The sequence below is a fragment of the Pseudomonas sp. PB101 genome, assembly GCF_009764265.1.
Lineage (GTDB): Bacteria > Pseudomonadota > Gammaproteobacteria > Pseudomonadales > Pseudomonadaceae > Aquipseudomonas.
Map to the genome: position 1 here is coordinate 45556 of NZ_RWIR01000073.1, position 26598 is coordinate 72153.

The 26598-nt window shown below is 59.9% G+C and carries 19 protein-coding genes, 4 tRNA genes and 1 riboswitch; of the genes, 5 read left to right on the forward strand and 18 right to left on the reverse strand.

Annotated elements, in window-relative coordinates; genetic code table 11:
• Window positions 1-22: 22 nt before the first annotated feature.
• The 3 genes from EI969_RS22435 to EI969_RS22445 all read right to left on the reverse strand — a co-directional run bounded on the left by EI969_RS22435 (window position 23) and on the right by EI969_RS22445 (window position 2620).
• The gene (locus tag EI969_RS22435) at window positions 23-715 is read right to left on the reverse strand and encodes a sensor histidine kinase KdpD (RefSeq protein ID WP_160389700.1); all 693 of its coding nucleotides are present in this window, start codon (window positions 713-715) and stop codon (window positions 23-25) included.
• Window positions 712-2316 (reverse strand): tetratricopeptide repeat-containing response regulator, encoded by a 1605-nt coding sequence (locus EI969_RS22440; RefSeq protein ID WP_160389701.1) that lies wholly within the window; start codon window positions 2314-2316, stop codon window positions 712-714. The genes EI969_RS22435 and EI969_RS22440 overlap by 4 nt, the downstream gene beginning before the upstream one ends.
• 227 nt (window positions 2317-2543) lie before the next feature.
• Window positions 2544-2620: transfer RNA gene (locus EI969_RS22445), tRNA-Arg, on the reverse strand.
• Between the two features lie 290 nt (window positions 2621-2910).
• On the opposite strand from EI969_RS22445, the gene EI969_RS22450 reads away from it, so the two are divergent.
• The 3 genes from EI969_RS22450 (at window position 2911) to EI969_RS22460 (ending at window position 4085) form a co-directional block, all read left to right on the forward strand.
• Complete coding sequence (locus EI969_RS22450; protein WP_160389702.1) at window positions 2911-3144, forward strand: hypothetical protein; 234 nt, start codon at window positions 2911-2913, stop codon at window positions 3142-3144.
• A gap of 23 nt (window positions 3145-3167) precedes the next feature.
• Entirely contained in the window at window positions 3168-3347 is a 180-nt protein-coding gene (locus EI969_RS22455; RefSeq protein WP_160389703.1) for a PA3371 family protein, read from the forward strand.
• Window positions 3348-3758: 411 nt separating this feature from the next.
• Window positions 3759-4085 (forward strand): Arc family DNA-binding protein, encoded by a 327-nt coding sequence (locus EI969_RS22460; protein ID WP_003178899.1) that lies wholly within the window; start codon window positions 3759-3761, stop codon window positions 4083-4085.
• A 329-nt stretch (window positions 4086-4414) separates the two neighbouring features.
• Here the strand turns inward: EI969_RS22460 and mgtE are convergent, their stop codons facing one another.
• The 8 genes from mgtE to ltaE all read right to left on the reverse strand — a co-directional run bounded on the left by mgtE (window position 4415) and on the right by ltaE (window position 12286).
• Window positions 4415-5857 (reverse strand): magnesium transporter, encoded by a 1443-nt coding sequence (mgtE, locus tag EI969_RS22465; RefSeq protein WP_160389704.1) that lies wholly within the window; start codon window positions 5855-5857, stop codon window positions 4415-4417.
• Between the two features lie 464 nt (window positions 5858-6321).
• Window positions 6322-6398: transfer RNA gene (locus EI969_RS22470), tRNA-Arg, on the reverse strand.
• Window positions 6399-6470: 72 nt separating this feature from the next.
• Window positions 6471-6547 (reverse strand) — tRNA-Arg (locus EI969_RS22475).
• A 107-nt stretch (window positions 6548-6654) separates the two neighbouring features.
• Window positions 6655-6745 (reverse strand) — tRNA-Ser (locus EI969_RS22480).
• Between the two features lie 62 nt (window positions 6746-6807).
• Window positions 6808-6996 (reverse strand): carbon storage regulator CsrA, encoded by a 189-nt coding sequence (csrA, locus tag EI969_RS22485; RefSeq protein ID WP_002554426.1) that lies wholly within the window; start codon window positions 6994-6996, stop codon window positions 6808-6810.
• Window positions 6997-7183: 187 nt separating this feature from the next.
• Window positions 7184-8425, reverse strand: coding sequence for an aspartate kinase (locus EI969_RS22490; protein ID WP_007971040.1), 1242 nt, complete (start codon window positions 8423-8425; stop codon window positions 7184-7186).
• Between the two features lie 91 nt (window positions 8426-8516).
• Window positions 8517-11135, reverse strand: coding sequence for an alanine--tRNA ligase (alaS, locus tag EI969_RS22495; RefSeq protein ID WP_160389705.1), 2619 nt, complete (start codon window positions 11133-11135; stop codon window positions 8517-8519).
• A gap of 146 nt (window positions 11136-11281) precedes the next feature.
• The gene (ltaE, locus tag EI969_RS22500) at window positions 11282-12286 is read right to left on the reverse strand and encodes a low-specificity L-threonine aldolase (RefSeq protein ID WP_160389706.1); all 1005 of its coding nucleotides are present in this window, start codon (window positions 12284-12286) and stop codon (window positions 11282-11284) included.
• A 197-nt stretch (window positions 12287-12483) separates the two neighbouring features.
• A riboswitch (FMN riboswitch) is annotated at window positions 12484-12656 on the forward strand.
• 103 nt (window positions 12657-12759) lie between these two features.
• Between ltaE and EI969_RS22505 the strand changes: the two genes are divergently transcribed.
• On the forward strand, window positions 12760-13272 hold the full coding sequence (locus EI969_RS22505) for a 6,7-dimethyl-8-ribityllumazine synthase (protein ID WP_150714775.1): 513 nt from the start codon (window positions 12760-12762) through the stop codon (window positions 13270-13272).
• 163 nt (window positions 13273-13435) lie between these two features.
• On the opposite strand, the gene astE is transcribed toward EI969_RS22505, so the two are convergent.
• The 7 genes from astE to EI969_RS22540 all read right to left on the reverse strand — a co-directional run bounded on the left by astE (window position 13436) and on the right by EI969_RS22540 (window position 21346).
• Complete coding sequence (astE, locus tag EI969_RS22510; protein WP_160389707.1) at window positions 13436-14446, reverse strand: succinylglutamate desuccinylase; 1011 nt, start codon at window positions 14444-14446, stop codon at window positions 13436-13438.
• Window positions 14447-14458: 12 nt separating this feature from the next.
• On the reverse strand, window positions 14459-14749 hold the full coding sequence (locus tag EI969_RS22515) for a hypothetical protein (protein WP_064119940.1): 291 nt from the start codon (window positions 14747-14749) through the stop codon (window positions 14459-14461).
• 60 nt (window positions 14750-14809) lie between these two features.
• On the reverse strand, window positions 14810-16156 hold the full coding sequence (gene astB, locus EI969_RS22520; RefSeq protein ID WP_150714771.1) for an N-succinylarginine dihydrolase: 1347 nt from the start codon (window positions 16154-16156) through the stop codon (window positions 14810-14812).
• 163 nt (window positions 16157-16319) lie between these two features.
• A complete protein-coding gene (gene astD / locus EI969_RS22525) occupies window positions 16320-17789 on the reverse strand; it encodes a succinylglutamate-semialdehyde dehydrogenase (protein ID WP_371926013.1) in 1470 nt (489 codons plus the stop codon).
• A complete protein-coding gene (gene astA, locus EI969_RS22530; RefSeq protein ID WP_160389709.1) occupies window positions 17786-18811 on the reverse strand; it encodes an arginine N-succinyltransferase in 1026 nt (341 codons plus the stop codon). The genes astD and astA overlap by 4 nt, the downstream gene beginning before the upstream one ends.
• A 70-nt stretch (window positions 18812-18881) precedes the next feature.
• On the reverse strand, window positions 18882-19901 hold the full coding sequence (aruF, locus tag EI969_RS22535; RefSeq protein ID WP_007971023.1) for an arginine/ornithine succinyltransferase subunit alpha: 1020 nt from the start codon (window positions 19899-19901) through the stop codon (window positions 18882-18884).
• Window positions 19902-20125: 224 nt separating this feature from the next.
• On the reverse strand, window positions 20126-21346 hold the full coding sequence (locus EI969_RS22540; protein ID WP_160389710.1) for an aspartate aminotransferase family protein: 1221 nt from the start codon (window positions 21344-21346) through the stop codon (window positions 20126-20128).
• A gap of 309 nt (window positions 21347-21655) precedes the next feature.
• On the opposite strand from EI969_RS22540, the gene EI969_RS22545 reads away from it, so the two are divergent.
• Window positions 21656-26596 (forward strand): dermonecrotic toxin domain-containing protein, encoded by a 4941-nt coding sequence (locus EI969_RS22545; protein WP_160389711.1) that lies wholly within the window; start codon window positions 21656-21658, stop codon window positions 26594-26596.
• Window positions 26597-26598 lie beyond the last annotated feature (2 nt).

Below are 26598 nucleotides of genomic sequence, written 5' to 3' on the forward strand. Positions count from 1 at the left end.
GCGTCGATAAATATGCTGCCGGTCAGGGCAGGTACAGGCGGAACACGCCACCCCCCAAGGGTCCGCCATTGCTGATTTCGGTACGTCCGCCGACGCCGTTGCGCTGATGCAGCGCGGCGATTCGCCCGGCGAAGTACAGACCCAACCCGGTGCTACCGGTGGTTTGATTGATGCCCTGCACGTAATCGGCCTGACGCTCGAGCATCTGCGCCGGATACCCCGGGCCATCGTCATTGATCGTCAACACCAGTTGCCCGGCTTCGTCGCTGACGTTGATCAAAACGGCATGCCGTGCAAAGCGGATCGCATTGTTGATGCAGTTGGCCAGGACCGAGGCGATCAACTCACGATCGAAGAAACCCAGCGGGCTCAGCGGGTCCACTTCATAGGTGGCCATGATGCCGCGGCTGGCGAACACTTCCTGATGACACGCCAGCTGCGCTTCGATGAAGTCGTCCAGCTCATGGTAGGCCGGTTGCAACGGCATCTGGTTGACGCCGAGCTTATACAGCCCCAGCAACTGCACCAGCATGCCGTTGAGGTGGGCGAACTCGAAGTCGATCACGCCCTGCTCCGGCGTCTGCTGCGCCGACGCCGGCAATCGCGCCAACCACTGGCTGTGGGCCTGCATCAGCATGGCCAGCGAGTTCTTCATATCGTGCACGGTCGAGGCAATCACCGTGGAGAAATCCAGTGCCTGTTGGTCGTCGTTCATTGGCCAAACGCCTTGCTTTTCAGCTTCTGGTAACGCGCAAAGCGCGCGTCGGAGTCGGGCATCAGACCGACCATTTTCAGACAGGTCCGACATTCTTCCAGCTCCGCCGAAGCAACGCCGGTATCGGTGCCGTGCAACAACGACTGCGCCAGGTTGAGGGCGATACTGATGTTCTTCGGTTGCATCGCCAGGGCTTTGCGAAAGACCTGCCGCGCCTCGACCAGATTGCCGGTCTTGTACACGCGCACGCCCTGGCGGTTGAGTTCCGCCGCGGCATTGCCGGAATTGAGGATGCTCGGGTCGTCGGTCTGCTTGGCGATGTCCTTCATCACCGCCGGATCGTCGCCGTAGATTTCCACGCAGTTTTTCAGCATGGCGGTGCCGGCCTCGGTCTGCCCGAGCATCTTCAATTGCTTGGCCACCAGCAACGCCGCTTCGGCGCTCATGAATTGCTCCATGCCATCGAGGCGCAACAGCGCTTGCTCGGTGAGCTTGTCGGCCGTTTCCGCATCGTTGATCAGCATGCTGGTGGCCTTCATCAAGCGCGCACGAATCTGCAGGCCAGGGTCGCCAGGGTTGTCCTTGGCCACGGCGCTCAGCGTGGTATTGATTTCCAGCCGGGTACGGGTATCCAGGCCCCTGTCGCTGCCCTTGCTGATCAAGGCGTGAGCCAGGCCGAGGTTGCTTTCAGGGTCCTTGAAGCGTGACTGCGCGCCCTGGGCCACCGCCTGACGATAGGCTTTGGAAGCGGTGTCGAAGTCCTCGTTGGTCATCGCCAGCTTGCCGAGCAATGCTTGCCGGCGCACCGCCAGCGGCGACAGGCGAATCGCCTCTTCGAGAACGCGCTGCGCGCCCTTGGTGTCGCCTTCGGCGACCAGCACGTCAGCCATGCCGTCATACAGCGACGGCATCATCGGGAAGACTTTCAGGGCTTTTTCGTAGACGCCTTTGGCCTGTGCGACCTGACCGCGCTTGAACAGCAACTTGCCCAGGCCGGCAAACGCCCACGGCAAAGGACGGTCGGCGATGATGCCGTCGTAAAGACGCTCCAGCGCCTCGTTCTGATTGAGGTCGCGCAAGGCATCGGCGCGATAGCGCAGGCACAACGGCGAATAGCGGATGTCCTGCTTGCACAGGGCGATGCAGGCGTTGAGCACCTCCATCGGCTTGCCCCGGTCGAGGGCCTGCAGGATCGGCTTGAGCAGCGTCTTGCGCTGCTCCAGGCGCTCCAGACGCTGGGCCAGGCTGGAACGGTTGAACGGCTTGGTCAGGTAGGCGTCGGGCTCGTGCTCCAGCGCGCTGAGCACCATGGCCTGGCTGGTTTCGGCGGTGACCATGACGAACACCGCTTCATGGCTGATCAGCTTCTCTTCCATCAGGTCTTCGAGCACCTGCTGGCCGTTCTTCTTGCCGTCGCCCAGGTGAAAATCCTGCAGGATGAAATCGTAGGCCTTCTGCGAGCACATTTTCAGCGCCTGCTCGCCCGTGTCGGCAGTGTCCACTTCCTTGACGCCCAGTTCGCGCAACATCGACCGAACCGAACTGCGGAAGTCCGAGAAATCATCGACGATCAGAAAACGCTTTTGGTGATACGACAGCATCGAAGATTTCCAGGCAATTTAAGAGGAACAACCCAAAGGCAAATGCGCAGCCGGCCCCTGACTGTCCGGGTTATCGGCCAGCAGTGGCGTTCCCTTGAGAACCTTCCCCAACGCTTACTCTGAATAAGTGAAGGCACTACTGAAAACGAGACATCGCGCACAAAAAAGCCCCGCCGGAAGCAAATTTCCGACGGGGCTTTTGTGCACAGCGAAGCGCTGATGAATGATGGTGTCCCAGGGCAGGTTCGAACTGCCAACCTTCCCCTTAGGAGGGGGATGCTCTATCCAATTGAGCTACTGAGACACAAGTCGGTCGCGAAGAAACGCGACGCGATGGACGGCGTGCATGTTAACGGCCGGGCCTGCATTTGTCATGTCGTCCGTAGGCTTTTTAAGTGTAGGAAGAAGCCTCTGCCGGGCGCGGATTCGTTTACCGTGCAAATTGCATCACCTCAAAAAGCCATCATTGCAAAATGCAATGCAGCGCCTTACCAAAAATAACTTAATACATTGTTTTTAAAGAATTTAATTGCCGATAGACTCTGGCATGCGAGCTGCTTCCACTGTTCTCACAGAACAACCGAGGCCAGCGCCATGAATAGTGCCCTTTTACTCTCGAATGCAATCGCCCTGACGGTTTTGCTGGGTTTTCATTATTTCCCCGAGAGTGGTGCTACGCAGGTTGCCCAGCGAATGCCCCATTACCTTCAACTGCAGAAAGCACCGCAGTTGGCCGTGATGAGCGACCAGCACGGCTTTGTCAGCCAGGACGTCAGCCAGGAAAACATCCTGGTAGCGACTCCACCTGCCGAACGTTTGGTTTTTTGAATGACCCCCACCAGGAGCACAGCATGTCCAAATCAGCCGCGAGCTTTCTCATCCTCGCCTTGTCGAGCGGCATTTTTCATCGGGTCTTGACCCAGGACATGGTCGTCACCCTCCCCCTGATCGCCTGCGGTGTATTCAGCGCTCTGTTCGTGCTCGCATTGATTGCCGGGCGCAAGATCAAGTTTGATCCGGTACTGCGCTGATCCTGGCTTGGCAGTCCCGGTGCAAGGGCCTGCCATCCATCCCCAATTCATCCCCTCTATACGACTCCCCCTAGTAAATCGGCCATTTGCCACTATTCTGTATAGGTATGGAACAGTGATCGAGTGCGTTGTTTCTGCCCTTGGGCAACCTTTTGTCGGGCGGAGAAAGCGTTAAGCGATACGGCCGGTCGAACTTTTCAAACCAGTCCGCATTTCTGATAATTGGTGCTGGCAGAACGCCTTTATCCAGTTCAATATTTGTCACAGAATTGACGCCAAGGATCTGGCTGGCTTGAGGCATGATGCGCGCTTCTATCAATTCAGGTTGAACATTTGGTCAGAGCGCTTGTCCTACCAGACATCCTGCGGCCAATCCCGAAAACCGCTCCCCTGAACTAACCGGTTAAATATATGCGCCCATTGAAACAGGCAATTTATTCCAGCCGTACGGCTGACAAGTTCGTCGTACGTCTGCCAGACGGAATGCGTGAACGCATTGCCGAAGTGGCTCGCAACCATCATCGCAGCATGAACTCCGAAATCATTGCGCGCCTTGAGCAGAGTCTTATTCAGGAAGGCGCACTGGGAGAAGAGTTGAGCATGCGCCTGGACAGCCCGGAGCTTTCCTTGCACGAACGCGAGCTGCTGCAACGCTTCCGCCAACTCTCCCACCGACAGCAGAACGCCCTCGTCTCGCTGATCGCACATGATGCTGAAATGGCCGCCGACGCGTCCTGATTCAGCCAGAAAGCTCAAGCCAGCCTGATCGCTGGCTTTTTTTTGGGCATTTACTGGACACTGCTTCCTTGTAGGAGCTGGCTTGCCAGCGATGGTCGTTAACGATAACGCGTGTACCTGGATAAACGCGGCGCATTTGAGTCCATCGCCAGCAAGCCGGCTCCTACAATTCCCCGGTTGCTAACGATATCGCGTGTGAACCGGATAAACGCGGCGCACTTGAGTCCATCGCCGGCAAGCCGGCTCCTACAGCTATTGCGTTGTCGGTGCTTCCTGAAATCCGGGCACAAAAAAACCCGCCAATTGGCGGGTTTTTACTGGGCAGTGCCTCAGAGCAGGAAGATTGTTGCCAAGCCGAGGAAGATGAAAAAGCCGCCGCTGTCGGTCACGGCCGTGATCATCACGCTGGCACCCATTGCCGGATCGCGCCCCATCTTCGCCAGGGTCATCGGAATCAAGACCCCCATCAATGCCGCCAGCAGCAGGTTGAGCGTCATCGCGGCGGTCATCACCACGCCCAGAGACCAGCTGCCGTACAGCAGATAGGCAACGACACCGATCACCCCGCCCCAGATCACGCCGTTGATCAACGCGACGGCCAATTCCTTGCGCATAAGGCGCGAGGTATTGCCGGTACTCACCTGGTCCAGCGCCATGGCCCGGACAATCATGGTGATGGTCTGGTTGCCCGAGTTGCCGCCAATGCCCGCCACGATCGGCATCAATGCCGCCAGCGCCACCAGTTTCTCAATCGAACCTTCAAACAGACCGATGACCCGGGAGGCCACGAACGCGGTAATCAGGTTGATCGCCAGCCAGGCCCAACGGTTGCGCAGGGATTTCCAGACCGAAGCAAAAATGTCTTCTTCTTCCCGCAGACCCGCCATGTTGAGAACTTCGCTTTCGCTCTCTTCACGGATCAGGTCGACCATTTCGTCGATGGTCAGACGGCCGATCAGCTTGCCGTTCTTGTCGACCACGGGCGCCGAGATCAAGTCGTAACGCTCGAACGCCTGGGCGGCGTCGTAGGCGTCTTCGTCCGGGTGAAAACTTACCGGGTCGCTGGCCATCACCTCGGCAACCTGTTTGTCCGGATCGTTGACCAGCAAACGCTTGATCGGCAACACGCCCTTGAGCACGCCGTCGTAATCGACCACGAACAGCTTGTCGGTATGGCCCGGCAACTCTTTGAGACGGCGCAGATAACGCAAGACCACTTCAAGGCTGACATCCTCGCGGATGGTCACCATCTCGAAGTCCATCAACGCACCGACCTGCTCCTCGTCGTAGGACAGAGCCGAACGCACGCGCTCGCGTTGTTGCTGGTCGAGGGTCTCCATGAGCTCATGGACGACGTCTCGCGGCAGCTCGGAGGCCAGGTCAGCGAGTTCGTCGGCATCCATGTCCTTGGCCGCAGCCAGGAGCTCGTGATCGTCCATGTCGGCGATCAGCGATTCACGAACCGAATCTGATACTTCAAGAAGGATGTCGCCGTCGCGATCGGCCTTGACCAATTGCCACAGCGTCAGACGATCGTCCAGCGGCAGGGCTTCAAGGATGTAGGCGACGTCGGCGGAGTGCAGGTCATCGAGCTTGCGTTGCAACTCGACGAGGTTCTGCCGGTGGACCAGGTTCTCGACCCGGTCATGATGCGGGCCTTCCTGGCGGTGAGTCAGGTCTTCTACTACTCGCTGGCGCTGCAGCAACTCAACCACCTGAGCCAGGCGATCCTGCAAGCTTTCCTGCGTTTTCTTTACTTCGATTTCAGACATAGGCGAACTCCACTCCCAGCAGCGGGGCACGCCGGAAGGATCAATCAGTCAATTCATGATTGGTAAAACTAGGTACTGAGTAACTACTGGGTAAGTCCATGGAGGTATTCCACAAGCCCCGGCGGGGCTGACGGGCGCAATGATACACCGCCTGACGGTTTTAAACGTTAAAAAATCTTGGCTGAAACAAGCGCTTGCACAACAAACTTGAGCATTGTCCTGATCCGTGAAAATGCGACGACGCAATCCGAGAGGAAAACACACGCCCCTTCGAAAATTGTAGCCGCCAGCCTTGAAATGGAATGCACCCAGGACGCCCGGGTGCACGCAGAGGCGATCTTCAACCGGCAAGAGCCAGCAAGACGCCGGGCACGCGTGGCGTTCAACAGGAAGGGAAGCAAGAAGGGAAAAGCCAAACGCCAGACGGCAAAAAGCCCGCATGAAATGCGGGCTTTTTGTTTGTATGGTGCACTCGACAGGATTCGAACCTGTGACCGCTCGGTTCGTAGCCGAGTACTCTATCCAGCTGAGCTACGAGTGCAATTTGTGTTTTTAGACCAGATCACAACTGGTTGAAGCCAAGTCACTTACATTACTATAAATGACTCTTAAATGGTGCACTCGACAGGATTCGAACCTGTGACCGCTCGGTTCGTAGCCGAGTACTCTATCCAGCTGAGCTACGAGTGCATTTGTTGCCGCGCATTATAGGCCGTCTAATCTCTATGTCAAACACTTTTTCTAGTAATTTCAACAACTTACCGAAAAAGCCAGATTACGACGTACTAAGCAAATAATGGCGGAGAACGGGGGATTCGAACCCCCGACACCCTTTTGAGGTGTACTCCCTTAGCAGGGGAGCGCCTTCGGCCACTCGGCCAGCTCTCCGCAACACGGGGCGTATATTAACCAGCTTCTTCCCCGTTTGCAAACATAAAAAACGATAAAAATTAATGGCTTGGTTCTTCGTCCTTCTCTTTCTTGATACGCAGGTAAATTTCTTCCCGGTGAACCGCTACCTCTTTGGGGGCATTAACACCGATGCGCACTTGATTTCCTTTGACGCCGAGCACGGTCACGGTGATTTCGCCATCACCGATAATCAGGCTTTCTGCGCACCGACGAGTCAGAATCAGCATACCTTTCTCCTCACGCATTTCATTTCAGGGACAACAGTCTGCAAAAAAAAGGCAATCGACCTACAACCAAAACGGCCGAAGTCCTACATGCCTGAGTATTGACCAGCGCGAGCAAAAGAACAGCCAACGGGTCGCGCCTTGCAAAAAAACAAGGGGCGCGGTCAAACCGCGCCCCTTGGCAAACGCATCACTCGCCCTGGCGGGCCGGTGCGTCCAGTTCGAAAGCCGTGTGCAGGGCGCGCACAGCCAGTTCCAGGTACTTCTCTTCGATCACTACGGAGACTTTGATTTCCGAGGTCGAGATCATCTGGATGTTGATGCTTTCCTTGGCCAGGGATTCGAACATGCGGCTGGCCACGCCTGCGTGGGAGCGCATGCCAACGCCGACGATCGACACCTTGGCGATCTTGGTGTCGCCCACGACCTCACGGGCACCCAGCTCGCCAGCGGTCTTTTCCAGCACGGCTTGCGCCGCCTGGTAGTCGTTGCGGTGCACGGTGAAGGTGAAGTCGGTGGTGTTATCGTGCGCGACGTTCTGCACGATCATGTCGACTTCGATGTTCGCGGCACTGATCGGGCCGAGAATCTTGAAGGCAACGCCCGGGATGTCTGGCACGCCACGGATGGTCAGCTTGGCTTCATCGCGGTTGAAAGCGATACCGGAAATGATCGGCTGTTCCATGGTTTCCTCTTCATCAATAGTAATGAGGGTGCCCGGACCCTCCTTGAAGCTGTGCAGTACGCGCAGCGGAACGTTGTACTTGCCAGCGAATTCGACCGCGCGGATCTGCAGCACCTTGGAACCGAGGCTGGCCATTTCCAGCATCTCTTCGAAGGTGATCTTGTCCAGGCGCTGAGCCACGGACACCACACGCGGGTCGGTGGTGTAGACGCCGTCGACGTCGGTGTAGATCTGGCATTCGTCAGCCTTCAGGGCTGCCGCCAGCGCCACGCCGGTGGTGTCGGAACCGCCACGACCGAGGGTGGTGATGTTGCCGTGCTCGTCGACGCCCTGGAAACCGGCGACAACCACCACGCGACCTGCCTTCAGATCACCGCGAATCTTCTGGTCATCAATCTGCAGGATACGTGCTTTATTGTGCGCGCTATCCGTCAGGATCCGCACCTGGTTGCCGGTGTACGACACCGCTGGCACGCCACGCTTGATCAGCGCCATGGCCAACAGGGCAATCGTCACCTGCTCACCGGTGGAAACGATCACGTCCAGCTCGCGCGGAACCGGTTGGCCGTCGCCACTGATTTGCTTGGCCAGATCGATCAGACGGTTGGTTTCGCCGCTCATTGCTGACAGCACAACCACCAGGTCATCGCCGGCATCGCGGAATTTCTTAACCTTGTCGGCGACCTGCTCGATTCTCTCGACGGTGCCGACCGAGGTGCCTCCAAATTTCTGTACGATCAAAGCCATTTCAAAGCCGCCTCTGCCCATGAAGGGCGCCCAAATAATCACTCAAACAGCGTTGCGGCCCGCCACTAGACTGCGAGCCGCACGTACTGCCTTATAGACCCTGCTCTACAAACGGAACGGTCAGCGCCAGTGCCGCGTCCAGTGCGCCAGCGTCGGTACCGCCGCCTTGCGCCATGTCTGGACGACCACCGCCCTTCCCGCCCACTGCCGCAGCGGCTTGCTTCATCAAATCACCGGCTTTGAGTTGGCCAGTCAGGTCTTTGGTTACGCCTGCAACCAGAACGACCTTTTCCTCATGGACACTGCCGAGCAGGATCACTGCGCGGCCGAGTTTGTTTTTCAGTTGATCGACCAGCGCCAGCAGCTCCTTGCCATCCTGACCGTCCAGACGCACGGCCAGCACTTTCACGCCCTTGACGTCCTGTGCCTGGGCCGACAGATCGTCGCCCGCGGCACTGGCAGCCTTGGCTTGCAACTGCTCGAGTTGCTTCTCCAGCAGACGGTTGCGCTCCAGCACAGCCGACAGCTTGTCGATCAGGTTGTCGCGGCTGCCCTTGACCAGGTTGGCCGCTTCCTTGAGTTGTTCTTCCGCCGCGTTCAAGTAGGCCAGCGCTTGCGCACCGGTAACTGCCTCGATACGACGCACACCCGATGCCACACCGCCTTCGCTGATGATTTTCAGCAGGCCGATGTCGCCGGTACGGTTGGCGTGGATACCGCCGCACAGCTCGACGGAGAAATCGCCGCCCATGCTCAGTACGCGCACGTTGTCGCCGTACTTCTCGCCGAACAGCGCCATGGCGCCTTTCTGCTTGGCGGTTTCGATGTCGGTTTCTTCGGTTTCAACTTCGGAGTTCTTGCGAATCTCGGCGTTGACGATGTCTTCCAGCGCCTTGATCTGCTCAGGCTTGATCGCTTCGAAATGGCTGAAGTCGAAGCGCAGGCGCTGACTGTCGACCAGCGAGCCTTTCTGTTGAACGTGATCGCCCAATACCTGACGCAATGCGGCGTGCAGCAAGTGAGTTGCAGAGTGGTTCAGCGAAGTGGCGTGACGCACGTCGGCGTCCACGTGGGTTTCCACCGGAGCGCCAATCGTCAGGCTGCCCGAATCCAGCACGCCGTGGTGCAGGAACGCGCCGCCGGTCTTGGTGGTATCGCGTACATCAAAACGCGCGTTGCCCGCCTGCAGAAAGCCGCAGTCGCCGATCTGGCCGCCGGATTCAGCGTAGAACGGCGTCTGGTTCAGAACGATCACAGCCTCTTCGCCTTCACTCAAGACGTCGACGGACTGGCCATCCTTGTAGATCGCCACGATTTTTGCCGAACCACTGGTATCGGTGTAGCCGGTGAATTCGGTGGCCACGTCAACCTTGACCAGGGTGTTGTAGTCCAGACCGAACGAGCTGGCCGAACGCGCACGCACACGCTGGGCTTCCATCTCACGCTCGAAACCGGCTTCGTCGATGGTCAGCTCGCGCTCACGGGCGATGTCGGCGGTCAGGTCCATCGGGAAACCGTAGGTGTCATACAGCTTGAACACCACGTCGCCCGGCACCACGGTGCCTTTGAGCTCAGCCAGGTCCTGCTCGAGAATCTTCAGGCCGTGCTCCAGAGTCTTGGAGAACTGCTCTTCTTCGGCCTTGAGGACGCGCTCGATGTTGCTCTGCTGCTTCTTCAGTTCCGGGAAGGCTTCGCCCATCTCGGCAACCAGCGCGGCAACGATCTTGTAGAAGAAGCTGCCGGTGGCGCCCAGCTTGTTACCGTGACGGCAGGCACGACGAATGATCCGGCGCAGCACGTAGCCACGGCCTTCATTGGACGGCAGGACGCCGTCGGCGATCAGGAAACCGCACGAACGGATGTGGTCGGAAACCACTTTCAGCGAAGACTGATCGCCATTTTCGCAGCCGATCGCCTCGGCCGACGCACTCAGCAGGTTCTTGAACAGGTCGATTTCGTAGTTGGAATTGACGTGCTGCATCACCGCACTGATCCGCTCCAGGCCCATGCCGGTGTCGACCGACGGCGCTGGCAACGGATGCAACACGCCATCGGCGGTGCGGTTGAACTGCATGAAGACGTTGTTCCAGATCTCGATGTAGCGGTCGCCGTCTTCTTCAGGCGAGCCCGGTGGGCCACCCCAGATGTGGTCGCCGTGATCGTAGAAAATCTCGGTGCATGGGCCGCACGGGCCGGTATCGCCCATGGTCCAGAAGTTGTCGGAGGCGTATGGCGCACCCTTGTTGTCGCCGATGCGGATCATGCGCTCGACCGGCACGCCGATTTGTTTGGTCCAGATGTCATACGCTTCGTCGTCCGAGGCGTAGACGGTGACCCAGAGCTTTTCCTTCGGCAGTTTCAGAACGCCGGTCAGGAAGGTCCAGGCGAAGGTGATCGCATCGTGCTTGAAATAGTCACCGAAGCTGAAGTTACCGAGCATTTCGAAGAAGGTGTGGTGACGAGCGGTATAACCGACGTTTTCCAGGTCACTGTTCTTGCCGCCGGCACGTACGCATTTCTGGCTGCTGGTGGCGCGGGTGTACGCGCGCTTTTCCTGGCCCAGGAAGCAGTCCTTGAACTGGTTCATCCCCGCGTTAGTGAACAGCAGGGTTGGGTCGTTGCCCGGAATCAAAGAGCTGGAGGCTACACGGGTGTGGCCTTGCTCTTCGAAGAAGCGAAGGAAGGCTTCACGGATTTCTGCGCTTTTCATTAGGTTCTTCCACGGAGGCTGCGGCCAAAGGCCTGTTCGAAACGTCAACAGACGAAGCGACGGCAAAGGGCCGCATTATATCGGCCCTGCGCGCGGGGTACAGCGTGTTTATACGATAGAAACGGTCAATTGGACGGCTAACGCTATCACTTGCGCGAAAAGTCGACGAATGTCGCGACGACCTGCTCGATTTGCGCACGGCTGACGTCCATGTGCGTGACCATGCGCAGACGCGCGGCGGCACTGAGCTTGACCCCGCGTTCGGCGGCAAACGCCTTGAGCGCCTCGGCCCTGTCGCCCATCTGCACGTAAACCATGTTGGTCTGCACCGGCTCGACCTCGAAGCCCGCCGCACGCAGGCCTTCTGCCAGCAATTGTGCGTTGGCGTGGTCATCGGCCAGGCGCTCGACGTTGTGATCCAGCGCATACAGGCCGGCCGCCGCGAGAATCCCGGCCTGACGCATGCCGCCACCGACCATCTTGCGCAGGCGCCGGGCCTTGCCGATCAGCTCAGCCGAGCCGCACAGCACCGAACCGACCGGCGCGCCCAGGCCTTTGGACAGGCACACCGAGACGGAATCGAAATGTTGGGTGATTTCCCGGGCATCGACACCCAGCTTCACCGCCGCGTTGTACAGACGTGCGCCGTCCAGGTGCAACTGCAGGCCATGCTCGCGGGTAAAACTGCGCGCCCGGGCCAGGTACTCCAGCGGCAGGACCTTGCCCTGCATGGTGTTTTCCAGCGCCAGCAAGCGGGTACGGGCGAAGTGGAAGTCATCCGGCTTGATCGCGGCGGCGACGTGAGCCAGGTCCAGCGAACCATCGGCCTGCACGTCCAGCGGCTGCGGCTGGATCGAGCCGAGCACCGCCGCGCCACCGCCTTCGTACTTATAAGTGTGGGCCTGTTGGCCGACGATGTACTCGTCACCGCGCTCGCAATGGGCCATCAACCCCAGCAGATTGCTCATGGTGCCGGTCGGCACGAACAGTGCCGCGGCGAAACCCAGGCGCTCGGCCAGCTCGGCTTCCAGGCGGTTGACCGTCGGATCTTCGCCATACACGTCATCGCCGGTGGCGGCTTTGGCCATCGCGTCGAGCATGCCAGCGCAAGGTTGGGTGACGGTGTCGCTGCGAAGATCGATAACGCTCATGAATCTGGCCTCGGTAAGCAGGGGAAATCCCTTTCAGGAAGGAATTACTGCGGGCATGGCGGTGAATATTCAACCCTTGGACCCGGATAATGCCCGCTAATAAAGCGAAATACTCGATAACAATCATCCAAAAGCATCGATGCGGATGCCGCAAATATGTGTTAAAAACGCTGCGCCGCCACACTTTCCGGCGGCAAAAACGTTCTCAGGGCGGGGTGCAACTCCCCACCGGCGGTAATTGCGCGCAATGCGCATAGCCCGCGAGCGCTTGCTGACAGACACGGCAAATGGCCGTGAATGAAAGCAAGGTCAGCAGACCCGGTGTGATCCCGGGGCCGACGGTCATAGTCCGGATGAAGAGAGAACGGGATTGGCACCAAAGGGCCGTCCGCCAGCACTCGTGCGAGCGCGCGTACCCTCAGATCCCCTTCGATTCATAACGCCCTGTTTTTCACACAAACAGGAGTCAGAACATGCAACCCACCGCAATCGACAGCAAAAGCAAAAACCATCACGGCGAACGCGTTGCGTTCATCCAGGCCTGCTGGCACAAGGACATTGTCGACCAGAGCCGTAAAGGCTTCGTCGCCGAAATGATTGCCCAGGGTTATCAGGAATCCGACATCGATTTCTTCGAAGTCGGCGGCGCCTTTGAAATGCCCCTGCACGCCAAGTTGCTGGCCAAGACCGGCCGTTACGCCGGCATCGTCGCCGCAGCCCTGGTGGTGGACGGCGGCATCTACCGTCACGAGTTCGTCGCCCAGTCGGTGGTCAGCGGCCTGATGCAGGTTCAGCTGGAAACCGAAGTGCCGGTGTTCTCTGTGTCCCTGACCCCGCACCACTTCCATGCCGGCGAAGAACTGCATCACAAGTTCTTCTTCGATCACTTCGTGCACAAAGGCCAGGAAGCGGCAAAGACCTGTGCCGATACGCTGCACAAGATTCGTGCGCTGCGCCGCACCGAGCCACGCGCGGTAGCCGTCTAAACACAAAACCTGCGATCCGGGTGAAACTTCCGGCTTCACCCAAATCAACTGTGGGAGCGAGCTTGCTCGCGATAGCGGTGTTTCAGTCAACAAATTCATCGTCTGAAAGCCCGCTATCGCGAGCAAGCTCGCTCCCACAGGGTTTTCCCACAATGGTTCTGTGTCAGGCGAGGTTTTCGTCGGTGGTCGGCACGACCAGGATGCCGGCACGCAAGCCGTTCTTCACCTTGGGGTTCGGGAAGATGATCCGGGCGCCCTCTTCTTCGATGATCCAGCGGGTGTTGGCAATGTCTTCCGCCAGCAGGTAACCCACTTCCAGCTCTGAAAAGTTCTCGATGTCCGCCGGCAGGTTCAGGCGGAAGCTGTCGCTGTGCTTGATGATTTCGCGCGCCACGCTGTACAGCTGCAACCCGTCCAGTGCATCTTCCGTCAGTTCCGGTTCAGTGCCTTCGATGATCTGCTTGAGGCGCGCCTCCAGCAGCGAGACATTGACCCCGTCGTTCTGACCGAACGGCCGCGCCTTGCCCAGCTCCAGGGTGAAGGCCTCGGCACCGAGCTTGTCGTAGGTGTAGGAGCTGAACACAATCGACGGCTTGTTCTGCAACAACACCGCTTCCATGCCGGCAGCACGCAGGCGCGCCAGTTCCTGACGCGAATGCTGGCGGTCTTCCTTCCACGGGTACAGGGCGAACTGCTCGATCTTCGAGCCGCGGATCGCCGTGTGCAGGTCGTAATGCAGGCGCTGCCGGTCAGGCAGGCTGAAGAAACTCGCGGCCAGGCGTTCCAGCTCACAGGCACGCAAGGCTTCGGAGCCACTGCTTTGTTCGTGACGGCCGTTGAACAGCCGATTGACGTCCTGCTCGACGAAACGCTCGCCCTTGCGAATCGCTTCCGGGTTGCCGAACAGGAACAAAATGCGAGCACGCGGCTTCAGATCGCCGCGGGCGATGTCGTGCAACAGGCGATCGAGCAATTCGATCGGCGCTGTTTCGTTGCCATGGATCCCCGCCGACAGCAGCAGGTCCAGGCCATTGTCACGCGCTTCAGGCGGCCGGACTTCCAGCGCACCTTCGCTCAACCAGCGCATGCGCACGCCTTCGACAGTCAGTTGAGTCTTCTCCGCCGGTTCGCGGCCGGCGAGGGTCAGTTCAAGCAGTTTGCCGAGGGCGAGCATAGAGCGGTTTCCTTAGTGGTCGTGGTTGCAATCCGGGCCGTGAACGTGATCCTCGTCGTCGCCGACGTCAGCCGGTTCCATCTCCAGTTGCAGACTTACCAGATTAGTCGCCAATGGGCGCAGCAGCAGGTTGGCGTACTCGGCATCGCCTTCTTCGACGTCCACGCCGATCAGCAACTGGCCACGGCCGTCCTGCTGGATCCACAGCTCTTTGCCTTGCCACAGTACCGCGACACGGGTGCAGGAAGTTTCCAGTTGCGTGCCGTCGGTGTCTTCAAGGATCAGCTGCAGGGAATCACTCATGTTTTACGCTCTCGTTTGAGATGAAGCGACGCGCTGCCATGGGAGGCAGCGCGCCGTCGATCAATTGATCTGGAATGGATAAACCGCGCCCAGTTTAAGGATTTGCGTCAGTTCATCCAGTGCCGTCCGGCACTCAAGCAGCAATTGCGGGTCCGCCAGATCGTTTTCGGTCATGCGGTCGCGGTAGTGCTTCTCGACCCATTCGGTCAGAGTGCCGTACAACGGTGCCGTCATGATAACCCCTGGGTTGACGGCCGCCAGTTCGGTTTCGTTGAGGGCCACGCGCAACCGCAGGCAAGCCGGGCCACCGCCGTTCTGCATGCTCTGCTTGAGATCGAAGACTTTCACTTCGCGGATCAGGCCGCCGGAGCTGGTCAAACCCTGCAGGTATTGCCAGACGCGCTCGTTGCCACGGCATTCTTCCGGCACGATCAACAGCATGGAGCCGTCAGGACGCGACAGCAGTTGGCTATTGAACAGGTAGGAACGTACCGCGTCTTCCACGCTTACCGCGGAACGCGGTACGCAGACTGACTGAAATTTCCCACCGACCTTGGCGAGTTTGCTCTGCAGTTCAGCGAGCATCTGCTCGGTCTCGAGGAACGCGTCCTCGTGATAGAACAGCACTTCGCCGTTACCGACCGCAATCACGTCGTTGTGGAACACACCCTGATCGATCACCGACGGGTTCTGCTGGGCGTAGACCACGCCGTCATCGCTCAGGCCGTGCAAACGGGCAACGGCCTGGGACGCTTCGAGGGTCTGGCGCGCCGGGTACTTCTGCGGCGCCGGGTAGCGGGTATCGAACGCGCTGCGACCGAACACGAAGAACTCGACACCGGCTTTGCCGTACTCATGGCAGAAACGCGTGTGGTTGGCCGCGCCTTCGTCACCGAACTGCGCCACGGCCGGCAAGGCGGCGTGGTGGGCAAAGTGTTTCTGGTCGGCGAACATCGCCCCCAGCACGCGGCTGGTGGTCGGGTGTTCGATGCTGCGGTGATATTTGCAATTGAGGTTGGCGGCGGTGAAATGCACGCGGCCGTCAGCGGTGTCGGCGCTCGGGCTGACGGTGGCGGCGTTGGCCACCCACATGCTCGAAGCCGAGCAACTGGCCACCAGCAACGGCATCGCTTCCTTGGCAGCGCGCTCGATCACTTGCGCGTCGGTACCGGCAAAGCCCAGGCGACGCAGCGCGGCCACATCCGGGCGCTCCTGCGGTGCCAGCACGCCTTGCTGGAAACCCATCTCCATCAGCGCTTTCATTTTCGCCAGGCCTTGCAGCGCCGCTTCCTTGGGGTTGGAAGACTGCTGGCTGTTGCTCTGGGACGCGACGTTGCCGTAGGACAGGCCGCCGTAGTTATGGGTCGGCCCCACTAGACCGTCAAAATTGACTTCATAGGATTTCATCAGCGAGGCTCCACGAGAATCTGTTGTTATAGGCTTGCGTAACTATTCAGTAAGACCGGGTCGCGGCCATCGCGGGCAAGCCCGGCTCCCACAGGTTCAGCATTGCTCACAAATTTCGTGTACGACGCGGTCCCTGTGGGAGCGGGCTTGCCCGCGATAGGCATCACGCCATCTTCACGCCAGGTGTCAGGGTGGCAGGCAACACCAGGCTCGGCGTTTCCAGCGACGCCACCGGGTACGCGCAGTAATCCGCCGCGTAGTAGGCGCTGGCGCGATGGTTGCCCGAAGCGCCTACGCCACCGAATGGCGCGCTGCTCGCGGCACCGGTCAGCTGCTTGTTCCAGTTGACGATACCGGCACGGCTTTCCAGCCAGAATTGCTGGTATCGCGCCTCGGAATCCGACAGCAGACCGGCGGCCAGACCGTAGGCGGTGTCGTTGGCCTCAGCGATCGCCGCTGCAAAATCAGCGTAGCGGATCACCTGCAGCAACGGGCCGAACAGCTCTTCGTCTGGACGATCGGCAACGGCGCTCACGTCCAGGATGCCCGGGGTCAGCAAGGCCGATTGAGCCTGAGGCTGAGTCATTTCCAGCAGCGCCACGGCGCCGTTGGCCAGTAGATGCTCCTGCGCATCCATCAACGCTTTCGCAGCGCCGAGGGAAACCACCGAGCCCATGAACGGCGCCGGTTGCTGATCGAAGGCACCGACTTCGATAGTCGCGCTGACCGCCACCAGACGCGCCAGCAACGAATCGCCCCAGGCACCCTGCGGCACCAGCAAGCGGCGGGCACAGGTGCAGCGCTGGCCGGCGGAGATGAAGGCCGACTGAATGATGGTGTACACCGCGGCATCCAGATCAGCGACCTGATCGACCACCAGCGGGTTGTTACCGCCCATTTCCAGCGCGAGGATCTTGTCCGGGCGACCGGCGAATTGCTGGTGCAGGTGATTGCCGGTGCGGCTGGAACCGGTGAAGAACAGACCGTCGATGCCAGGGTTCGCCGCCAGGCCGATGCCGGTTTCGCGAGCGCCTTGCAGCAGGTTCAACACACCCGCCGGCAGACCGGCCTCGATCCAGCACTTGACCGTCAGTTCGGCCACTTTCGGCGTCAGCTCGCTTGGCTTGAACAGCACGCTGTTACCCGCCAACAGTGCCGGTACGATGTGGCCGTTCGGCAAGTGGCCGGGGAAGTTGTAAGGACCAAACACCGCGACCACACCATGTGGCTTGTGGCGCAGTACGGCGGTGGCGTCGCCCAGCGGGCCGCTCTTCTCGCCGGTACGTTCGCGGTAGCTCTGCACCGAGATGGCAATCTTGTTAACCATGCTGGTGACTTCGGTCGCCGCTTCCCACAGGGGTTTGCCGGTTTCTTCGCCGATGGTACGGGCCAACTCGTCAGCGTGATTCTTCAGCGCGGCGGCAAAGGCTTCCAGCACCGAAATGCGCTCTTCCAGGGTACGTCGCGCCCAGTCCGGGAACGCCTGACGCGCCGCTTGCACGGCCGACTCGACCTGAGCGGCGGTGGCACCGGCACCGGACCACAGCACTTGCTGGGTCACCGGGTTCAGCGACTCGAAGACTTCGCCCTGACCTGCCAGCCATTCACCTGCGATATAAAGCGACTTCATTATTTCGACTCCCGAGCTGCGGACAACGCCACGGCGCGCACTTGATCGCCAGCGTTGAGTTGAAGACGTTTGGCGGTCTGCGGATCGACCACCAGGGTGCCGGCGGCCAGACGTGCCGGTGCAGCAGTGATGCGGCAGTCTTCGCGCTTGCGGTTGTGAATGATGAATGGCGTGGCATCGTCGCCCGGCGTGCCGACGGCCAGCACCAGTGCCTGGCTGTCGCGCACTGCGCGGATCTTGCCGGTTTCGCATTCGATGGCAGGACCTGCGTCGAAAATGTCGACGTAGCCTTGGTAGCTGAAGCCTTCGCCCTTGAGCATGGCCAGCGCCGGCTCGGTGTCCGGGTGCACCTGGCCGATCACGTTGCGCGCATCCGGCGACAGGAAGCAGGTGTACAGCGGGAATTTCGGCATCAGTTCGGCGATGAACGCCTTGTTGCCCACGCCGGTCAGGTAGTCGGCCTGGCTGAATTCCATCTTGAAGAAGTGCCGGCCCAGGCTTTCCCAGAACGGTGAACGCCCGGCGTCATCGGACACCCCTCGCATCTCGGCAATGATCTTGTTGCCGAACAGTTGCGCGAACTCGGCGATGAACAGCATCCGCGCCTTGGACAGCATGCGACCGTTCAGGCCGGTGCGGTAATCGGCGTGCAGGAACAAAGAGCACAGCTCGGAGTTGCCGGTCAGGTCGTTGGCCAGGAACAGCGTCGGGATTTCGCGATAGATGTTCAGCTCTTGCGAAGCGCTGACCGTCAGGCCGACCCGGAAGTTGTACCAGGGCTCACGCAGGCCGACGGCGCCGGCAATGGCGGAAATACCCACCACGCGACCGTCGTCGTCTTCGAGCACGAACAGGTAGTCCGCATCGCCCCGCCCGGCTTCGCCGCGAAAGGTCTTCTCGGCCCAGCCGACCCGATGGGCCAGACGTTCTTCGTTGGCCGGCAAGGTGGTCAGGCCGGTGCCGGTGCTGCGGGCCAGGTCGATCAGAGCGGGTAAATCGCTGCTGCGTACGGGACGAACGATCATGCTATCTCCTCAAACGGGCCGCTTGCGCCACCCGTGAAACTTCGCTGCTTTCTAGGCATCAATTGCGACGTTAAACCGCCACCAGGCGCACGCTGGCACCCTCGCCGACGCCCAGGGCTTCGGCGGCTTCCAGATCCAGGGTCACCGGCTTGCCCGGCGCGTAATCGAGCTCGAGCATCACGGCGCGGTAATCCTGCAACTGGGCATTGGCCACCAGATACTGGCGACCGACACCTTTGACTGGCTCGCCGATCTTCACCGGCACCACACGGCTCTGGGCGATCGAACGAATCCCCGAGACACGGGCATGCAGGGTCGGGCCACCGTCGAAAATGTCGATGTAGTGATCGGTCTCGAAGCCTTCGCGCATCAGGATGTCGAAGGTGATCTGCGCCCGTGGATGCACCTGGCCCATCGCTTCTTGCGCGGAGTCCGGCAGCAGGGGCACGTAGATCGGGTAATGCGGCATCAGTTCGGCGAGGAACGTCCGGCTCTTCAGGCCACACAGACGCTCGGCTTCAGCGTAGTTGAGGTCGAAGAAGTTGCGGCCGATGGCATCCCAGAATGGCGAGTCGCCGTTTTCATCGCTGTAACCGACGATCTCGGTCACCACGGAATCGGCAAAGCGCTCCGGATGGCTGGCCACGAACAGCAGGCGGCCACGGGAATTGAGCTCCGACCACGGCGAACCCACCAGGTCGCGCTGCACGTAGAAACTGGTCAGCAAGCTGTTGCCGGTCAGGTCGTGGCACTGCGAGAGCACGTGGATCTTGTTGTGGATCTTCAGCTCCCGCGAGGCGTGCACGAAGGTTTCGTTGCGGAAGCTGTAGAACGGCTCGGAGTAACCGGCCGACGCGACGATGGCCGAGCAACCGACCAGCTTGCCGGTGGCAGAGTCTTCGAGGACGAAGAAATAGCTTTCCTCACCGTTGAAGCTCACTTCGGCGGCGAACGAGGCTTCGCTTGCCGCGATCTTGTCGCTCAGGCGCTCAACGTCATCCGGCAAGGAAGTGACACCAATCGGACTGTCCGCAGCCAGACGCTGTACCTCGCCCAGATCAGCCATTTGCGCGGGGCGCATCACCAGCATGGTGTCACTCCTTTCTCGTAAAACTCTTATAGGAAAAAACACCGGGTTCACCCTGAAACACCCCTTGTAGGAGCCGGCTTGCTGGCGATGGCGGCAGGTTGATCGCCGCAAGGCTTTCGGGCCTCATCGCCAGCAAGCCGGCTCCTACAGGTGTGGTGAGTCAGAGCGGATCCGGCATACAAAATTGGGTTCGACGCCTGAAAAGTCAGGCATCGAAGGGTCTATCAGGCTTGCGTCAGTTTTGCCGCGGCACGTTCGAAGCGATCCAGGCCGGCATCGATATCGGCGTCTTCCACCACCAGGCTCGGGGCGAAACGCACTACGTCCGGGCCGGCTTGCAGAATCATCAGGCCTTCTTGCTCGGCGGCGTTGAAGATGTCCTTGGCCTTGCCTTTCCAGGCGTCGCTCAGCACGCAACCGATCAACAGACCCAGACCACGGACCTGAGTGAACAGGCCGTACTTCTCGCCGATCTGCTCCAGGCGCGCCTTGAACTTGTCGTGCTTGGCATTGACGCCGGCCAGCACTTCGGGGGTGTTGATCACGTCGATCACGGCTTCGGCGACAGCGCACGCCAGCGGGTTGCCGCCGTAAGTGGTGCCGTGGGTGCCGACGACCAGATGCTTGGCCAGCGCTTCGGTGGTCAGCATGGCGGCAATCGGAAAACCGCCGCCCAGGCTCTTGGCACTGGTCAGGATGTCCGGCGTCACGCCGTAATGCTGGTAGGCGAACAGGTGGCCGGTACGGCCCATGCCGGTTTGCACTTCGTCGAAGACCAGCAACGCATTGTGCTCGTTGCACAGCTCGCGGGCGCCTTGCAGGTAGGCCAGTTCGGCCGGCAACACGCCGCCCTCGCCTTGAATAGGTTCCAGTACCACGGCGCAGGTCTTGTCGGAAACGGCGGCTTTCAGCGCGGCCAGATCGTTGTACGGCACGTGGGTGATGCCGGTGATCTTCGGACCGAAGCCATCGGAATACTTGGACTGGCCACCGACGTTCACGGTGAACAGGGTACGACCGTGGAAGCTGTTGAGCGCCGCGATGATTTCGTACTTCTCGCTGCCATAACGGTCGAACGCGACACGACGGGCCAGCTTGAAGGCGGCCTCGTTGGCTTCGGCGCCGGAGTTGCAGAAGAACGCACGCTCGGCAAAGGTGGCGTCGACCAGTTTGTGCGCCAGGCGCAGGGCCGGCTCATTGGTGAACACGTTGGACACGTGCCACAGCTTGTTCGCCTGCTCGGTCAAGGCACCGACCAGCGCCGGATGCGCGTGGCCCAGCACGTTGACGGCGATCCCGCCGGCGAAGTCGATCAGCTCGCGACCGGACTGGTCCCAAACGCGGGAACCGGCGCCACGCACAGGAATGAATGCGGCAGGCGCATAGTTGGGAACCATTACCTGATCGAAATCGGCGCGTTGTACCGCAGCGTGCTCAACGGACATCGGAGTCTCCTGAAGAGAAAACACTCGCCTGAAACTGGCGAGCTTGGTGAGGATTGTAAGGACAGTTTTCAGCCCGGCCTTGCCGCCAAGCGACAACTTCTTATAGCGCAAACCCCGGATTTTCCCGGGTTTACGGCAATGCGACATATAGGGTCGCAAAGGCGCAGTTTAACTGGCGGCGGGTGTTTGCGGCAGGTCGTCGTGTCGTAACCCCGGCCGATTCGAAGAAGGCGGTAGATATGTACCGCGCGTCGTCGTCGTTTACGGGTTCTCCTGACGGTCTATCAACCGCGATGGTGGACCTCCCCCATGAATACCGAAAACCCCGACATCCCTGAGACCTTCAGGCCCGACGCGCATTATCAGCACCTGATGAACGTCATTCCTCCCTGGCTTCGCCAAACGACGCCACAACGGCGCGAAGCGCTGAGCAACAGCAAGCCAGGACTGCCCCCCCACACCAGGCATGCATCCGCAGATCAGCACGCCGAACTCGCCCAACTCATCAGCAGGCAGGCGACAAGCCAGAACCGGGTCGATCAGTCCCTGGCGAATCTGTTGAACCCCGCCGCCTTCGCCGAACCCATGCTCAAGGGCGCACTCAAGACACGTTTCGGTGTGGAAGCGGACGTCAATAATATCTTTCTGCGTCTGTACATCCCCGCGCACATACCCTGGTTGCGCCTGAAGTCCGGGGCCGCACGCATCTGGACGGTATCGTTGCTGGACGCCGCGCTGCACAACTTCGAAAGCGCCGAAACCGAAGACGACGCCTTTGAGCCTGCCTCGACTTACATCACTGCGCCCTCTTCCACCGGGCAGTTCAGTACCCTGCCACAGATTCTGGACAAGATACCCATCGCCGCGTTCACCCGACTATGCCGTGAACTCGACATTGGCGAGCGCTATAAAAGCTATCTGGAGGACAACCTGGGCATCAGCAACCCGGTGACGGCGGCGGTCCTGCAAGCGAAAATTCGCCAAAGCCAAAAAACCGCACTGGCCGCCGCCCTGCATATGGCGCAGATGCAAAACCTGCTGGCCAGCGACGATCATCGACTGCTCACCGATGCGCACGGGCAATTCTGGAAGCCTCATGAACTGACCATCATGAATGCCCGCCTGACCGGCGTCGTGCTGTTCGCCCCGGAACTGGAGCGCGCCCGCCAAACGGTGGGGGTCGTGGCCTGGATTCCTGACGACCCCGAACATCCAGTCAAGCAATACCCCTCTTCGGCGGCATTCGCCGAGGAACTGAGCCAGCGCTTGCGGGTGCCCGACTATCAACAGTTTTTCAGTCGTTTCATCAGTCATGAGGACCGCGGTTACTTCTTCGCCGAACTGAACAACCGCCTCGACCCCATCACCTGGCAACCGGTCCCGCCTGGCGATCCACGGCCGACCTGGCGAGAAAGCCCCAACCAGCGCCCCGACCTGCAGATGGCCGTCCTACCCATCAGAGGCGACCTGTGGGTTCATCTCTATCAACGCAAACTCGACAAGATCCTCAATGACGCCCGCGTCATCGCCGTGTCGACGGCCACGGTCGACCGCAAGGCGCGATGGGCGTTGTGGGACTCCTTCACGGAAATCGCCTCGGCGCTGCTCAACATCGCCGCCTTCATCGCGTTGCCGTTCGTCCCGTTCCTGGGCGAATTGATGCTGGCTTACATTGCCTATCAGTTGCTCGATGAAACCTTCGAAAGCATTGTCGACTGGGCAGAAGGCCAGACGAGCGAAGCCTTCGAGCATTTCATGGGGATGGTTGAATCTGCAGTGCAACTGGGCACTTTCGCGGCAGGAGGCGCGATTGCCGCCAACGAATTCCGCGCGGTCCTGCCCCGGGAAATCGTGCAATTCATCGACCGCTTCAACTCGGTGAAACGACCCGATGGCGAAACCCGCTATTGGAAGCCCGATCTGACGGTTTACGAACAAAACGTCGCGATTGCCAAAGACGCGAAACCCGACGCGACGGGACTGCACGCCCATCAGGGCAAAACCCTGCTGACGCTGGAAAACAGCCACTACTCAGTCACCGAAGATCCACTGACCGGGCAGCATCGCATCCAGCACCCCACTCGTCCCGACGCTTACCAACCGACCCTGAAGCATAACGGCAACGGGGCCTGGCAAACCGAACTCGACCAGCCACTGACCTGGGACCAGGCCACCCTGCTGCGCCGTATCGGCCCGGACATGCAGCGTTTTTCGCCGACCGAGCGCGAGCGCATCCTCAGCATCAGCGGCTGCCACGAAAACGCCTTGCGCAAGATGCACGTCAACGCCGAACAGCTGCCGCCACTGCTGGCCGACACACTCAAACGCTTCAAGATCGATCAGGACCTGCAGACTTTCATCGAGAGAATCGGCAGCGAACGTCCAGAGCAATACCTGCAGGCCGATCCGGTCATGCAACTGGAATTGCTGTGCGACTACGGTGACTGGCCAGCGGACAAGGGGCTGCGACTGCTCGATGCAACGGGAAACACCGTCTGGGAGCGCATCAAGAATAACCAGGTCGTGGTGCAGATCAATCAAGCGCAGCTGGACGATGGCGACCTGATCAAAACCCTGCTGCACCACCTCGACAAATCTGACGCAAGATCATTACGCCGCGACCTGGCAACGCTCGCCGCAGAAAAACGGGAGACGCTCTTCAGTGAGCGCTACCGCAAAATCGAACAAGGTGCGCGCCCCTTGGTCCAGCGCATCATCGACAGCGAACCCGACTTGCCAACCAGCCTCGCCGAAGCGCTGCTCGACAGCGCCAGCGCTGAGGAACGCCAGCTACTGGAGCGGGGAACTTTGTCCAAACGCCTCACTGAACTGGCACAGGAGGCCGGTTTGCAAGTGCGCGTCTCTCGCGCTTACGAAGGGTTCGACTTGTATTCGACGCGCAACAATCTCGACACCGATCGCCTGGCGCTGCACACGCTGGAACGCCTGCCTGGCTGGTCGGGGCAACTGCGCCTGGAAATCCGCCAATACACGCACAACGGGCCGCTGATCGACAGCATTGGCGAGCCGGACGCGCCCTTGCGCAAGGTGCTGGTGTTGACCGATGAAGGGGCTTATCAGGCCTTCGATGACGCCGGTGAACAGCTCAGCAGTACCGACTCCCTCTATGCCAGCCTGTTACAAGCAATGCCCGACAGCGAGCGAATCGCCCTGAACATCAACATCGGTGAGGGCGATAGGCTCAAGCAATTGATTCGCACCCACGCACTCACCCGAGTGGCTTTGCGTACGCTGCTGGCGCAACACCCAAATCTCAAGCCTGCATACGACCCGGCGGTCATGCGTTTGCTCGGCGGGAGCGATGGTTATCGCATGATGCCGGTCAATACCCCGTCATTGCAAAATCACATCTTTCGGCTGTTCCCCCATCTGAACGCAGAGGAACTCGAGGCCTTTGCCGCACGATTGCAACGAAATCCCGCCGGACCGCGGGTAGAACTCCAGCGTCTGTTTTATCAACACGCGCAATTGTTCGACGAACTGAGCGTTTGGCGCGACGAGATCCCGCTGTATGTTCCGGGCACGCAAACCAGGTTGAGTGTCGAACAAATCGTCAGTCAACGGCATGCGCGCCGGGAATTCATCGCCAGGCTGCTCGACTGCTGGCGGCGTCAGGCCACCTACGACAGCGCCCATGGCGAGCCGGTTTCCTTTGAGTTTTCCCAGCCGATCTTTGGCGAGATGCCAAGGCTGAACGTCGATTTCCCTCAGGTGCGCAGCGTGATGCTTGAAGGTCATCGTGCCACCCGCGGCGTGAATGACTTCCTGAAAGGGTTTTCCGCGCTCAACCGCCTGGCGCTACGCAACTTCGAACTGGGTCAGCTGCCGGATGCCATTGCACAATGGCCGCAACTCGACGCACTGATCCTCAGCGACTGCGCCGTGACCCTCACAGAGCAGAGCCGCGTCACCCTTTCTGCCCTGAACCGATTGAGCGCGCTCGACCTGTACAAAAACCCGCTCGGCCTGTGCCCGTCCCTGGAAAACATGCCGTACCTCAACTACGTCGATCTTTCCGGTACCGGGCTGTCCGAACTGCCTCCCGGCCTGTTGACGCGACCACGCCTGCGGACCGCCCTGCTCAATGACAACCGGATCGAGGAACTGTCCCCCGCGCTGTTCAAGTTGCCCCGCAAAACTCAAGAAGGTTTCGACCTGGGTGGCAACCCCGTTTCCTCCGCCGACCGCGAACGGATAAAGATCCATTTCAATCAGACCGGGTGCGACTTTGGCGTCCTTGCCGAACAGGCCGACATCCAGCGCTTGCAAAGGCTCTACCCGCTAATGGATCAGGAAGAGGCCAGCGCATTCATCTATCGCCTGCCTGGAACCCTGGCCGAGGGTCGAATCGAAATAACGCGCCTGGAAACCGAGTACGACACCCTGCGTACCGTACTGGCCGCCTGGACCGCCGACATCCCCGCGCTGCACCCGGACACCGGTGAACCCTTTACCCCGCAGCAATTGTTGATCGAACACGCCACCCGCGATGAATTCAAGCAACTGATGGAACGCTGCTGGCGTCGAGAGACCGAGATGGACGATCTCAATCAGGTACTTGACCCCGGCTACGAGCTGGCGCTGACCACCATCATCACCGGCGAACTGCCTGAACTGCCTGCGGACTTCAGCCACGTCTCACTGCTGTACATGCACAGCGAAGCCGGGCTGACCGGCGGTGTCGAGGGTTTTCTGCGCAGTTTCCCCCATCTGAAGCACCTGACCATCCGCGAATACGCCCTGCACCAGATACCTGAGGCCGTATTCACCATGGGCAAGCTGACTTCACTGTCGCTGAGCGAGTGCGACATCACACTGAACACTCAATCCGTGCTGGCGCTGGCCCAACTGGATCGCCTCGACTACCTCGACCTGAGCAACAATCCGCTGGGGCTGACTCCCGATGTCAGTCAGATGCCGAACATGTCGTCACTGCATCTGTCTCGCACGGGTATCACTGAGCTGCCGCCAGGCCTGCTGAAGCTGACGAGCCTGGATGTCGCTGACCTGAACAACAACGCTATCAGTCACATCCCCGACGACATTCTCGAGCTGCCAATGGACATAGCAGAAAGCATCAACCTCAGGGGCAACCCGCTGGATGCGCAAAGCGTGCAGACACTGATCGCCTACTTCAAAAAAACCAGCATCGACTTCGGTGTCGAAGCCGTGATCGAACAGGCTGAATTGGAAGTATCGAGCTCGGGGGATTCCGAACCGGACGAATAACC

Excerpts from the sequence above, each read along its gene's own strand:
- mgtE (WP_160389704.1), bottom strand. The coding sequence starts at position 5,857 with ATGTCTGAAATCGAAGTAAAGAAAACGCAGGAAAGCTTGCAGGATCGC.
- EI969_RS22545 (WP_160389711.1), top strand. The coding sequence starts at position 21,656 with ATGAATACCGAAAACCCCGACATCCCTGAGACCTTCAGGCCCGACGCG.
- astB (WP_150714771.1), bottom strand. The coding sequence starts at position 16,156 with ATGAAATCCTATGAAGTCAATTTTGACGGTCTAGTGGGGCCGACCCAT.
- astA (WP_160389709.1), bottom strand. The coding sequence starts at position 18,811 with ATGATCGTTCGTCCCGTACGCAGCAGCGATTTACCCGCTCTGATCGAC.
- EI969_RS22440 (WP_160389701.1), bottom strand. The coding sequence starts at position 2,316 with ATGCTGTCGTATCACCAAAAGCGTTTTCTGATCGTCGATGATTTCTCG.
- csrA (WP_002554426.1), bottom strand. The coding sequence starts at position 6,996 with ATGCTGATTCTGACTCGTCGGTGCGCAGAAAGCCTGATTATCGGTGAT.
- EI969_RS22515 (WP_064119940.1), bottom strand. The coding sequence starts at position 14,749 with ATGAGTGATTCCCTGCAGCTGATCCTTGAAGACACCGACGGCACGCAA.
- astE (WP_160389707.1), bottom strand. The coding sequence starts at position 14,446 with ATGCTCGCCCTCGGCAAACTGCTTGAACTGACCCTCGCCGGCCGCGAA.
- EI969_RS22490 (WP_007971040.1), bottom strand. The coding sequence starts at position 8,425 with ATGGCTTTGATCGTACAGAAATTTGGAGGCACCTCGGTCGGCACCGTC.
- EI969_RS22435 (WP_160389700.1), bottom strand. The coding sequence starts at position 715 with ATGAACGACGACCAACAGGCACTGGATTTCTCCACGGTGATTGCCTCG.
- EI969_RS22455 (WP_160389703.1), top strand. The coding sequence starts at position 3,168 with ATGTCCAAATCAGCCGCGAGCTTTCTCATCCTCGCCTTGTCGAGCGGC.
- EI969_RS22540 (WP_160389710.1), bottom strand. The coding sequence starts at position 21,346 with ATGTCCGTTGAGCACGCTGCGGTACAACGCGCCGATTTCGATCAGGTA.
- aruF (WP_007971023.1), bottom strand. The coding sequence starts at position 19,901 with ATGCTGGTGATGCGCCCCGCGCAAATGGCTGATCTGGGCGAGGTACAG.
- EI969_RS22460 (WP_003178899.1), top strand. The coding sequence starts at position 3,759 with ATGCGCCCATTGAAACAGGCAATTTATTCCAGCCGTACGGCTGACAAG.
- EI969_RS22450 (WP_160389702.1), top strand. The coding sequence starts at position 2,911 with ATGAATAGTGCCCTTTTACTCTCGAATGCAATCGCCCTGACGGTTTTG.
- ltaE (WP_160389706.1), bottom strand. The coding sequence starts at position 12,286 with ATGAGCGTTATCGATCTTCGCAGCGACACCGTCACCCAACCTTGCGCT.
- alaS (WP_160389705.1), bottom strand. The coding sequence starts at position 11,135 with ATGAAAAGCGCAGAAATCCGTGAAGCCTTCCTTCGCTTCTTCGAAGAG.
- EI969_RS22505 (WP_150714775.1), top strand. The coding sequence starts at position 12,760 with ATGCAACCCACCGCAATCGACAGCAAAAGCAAAAACCATCACGGCGAA.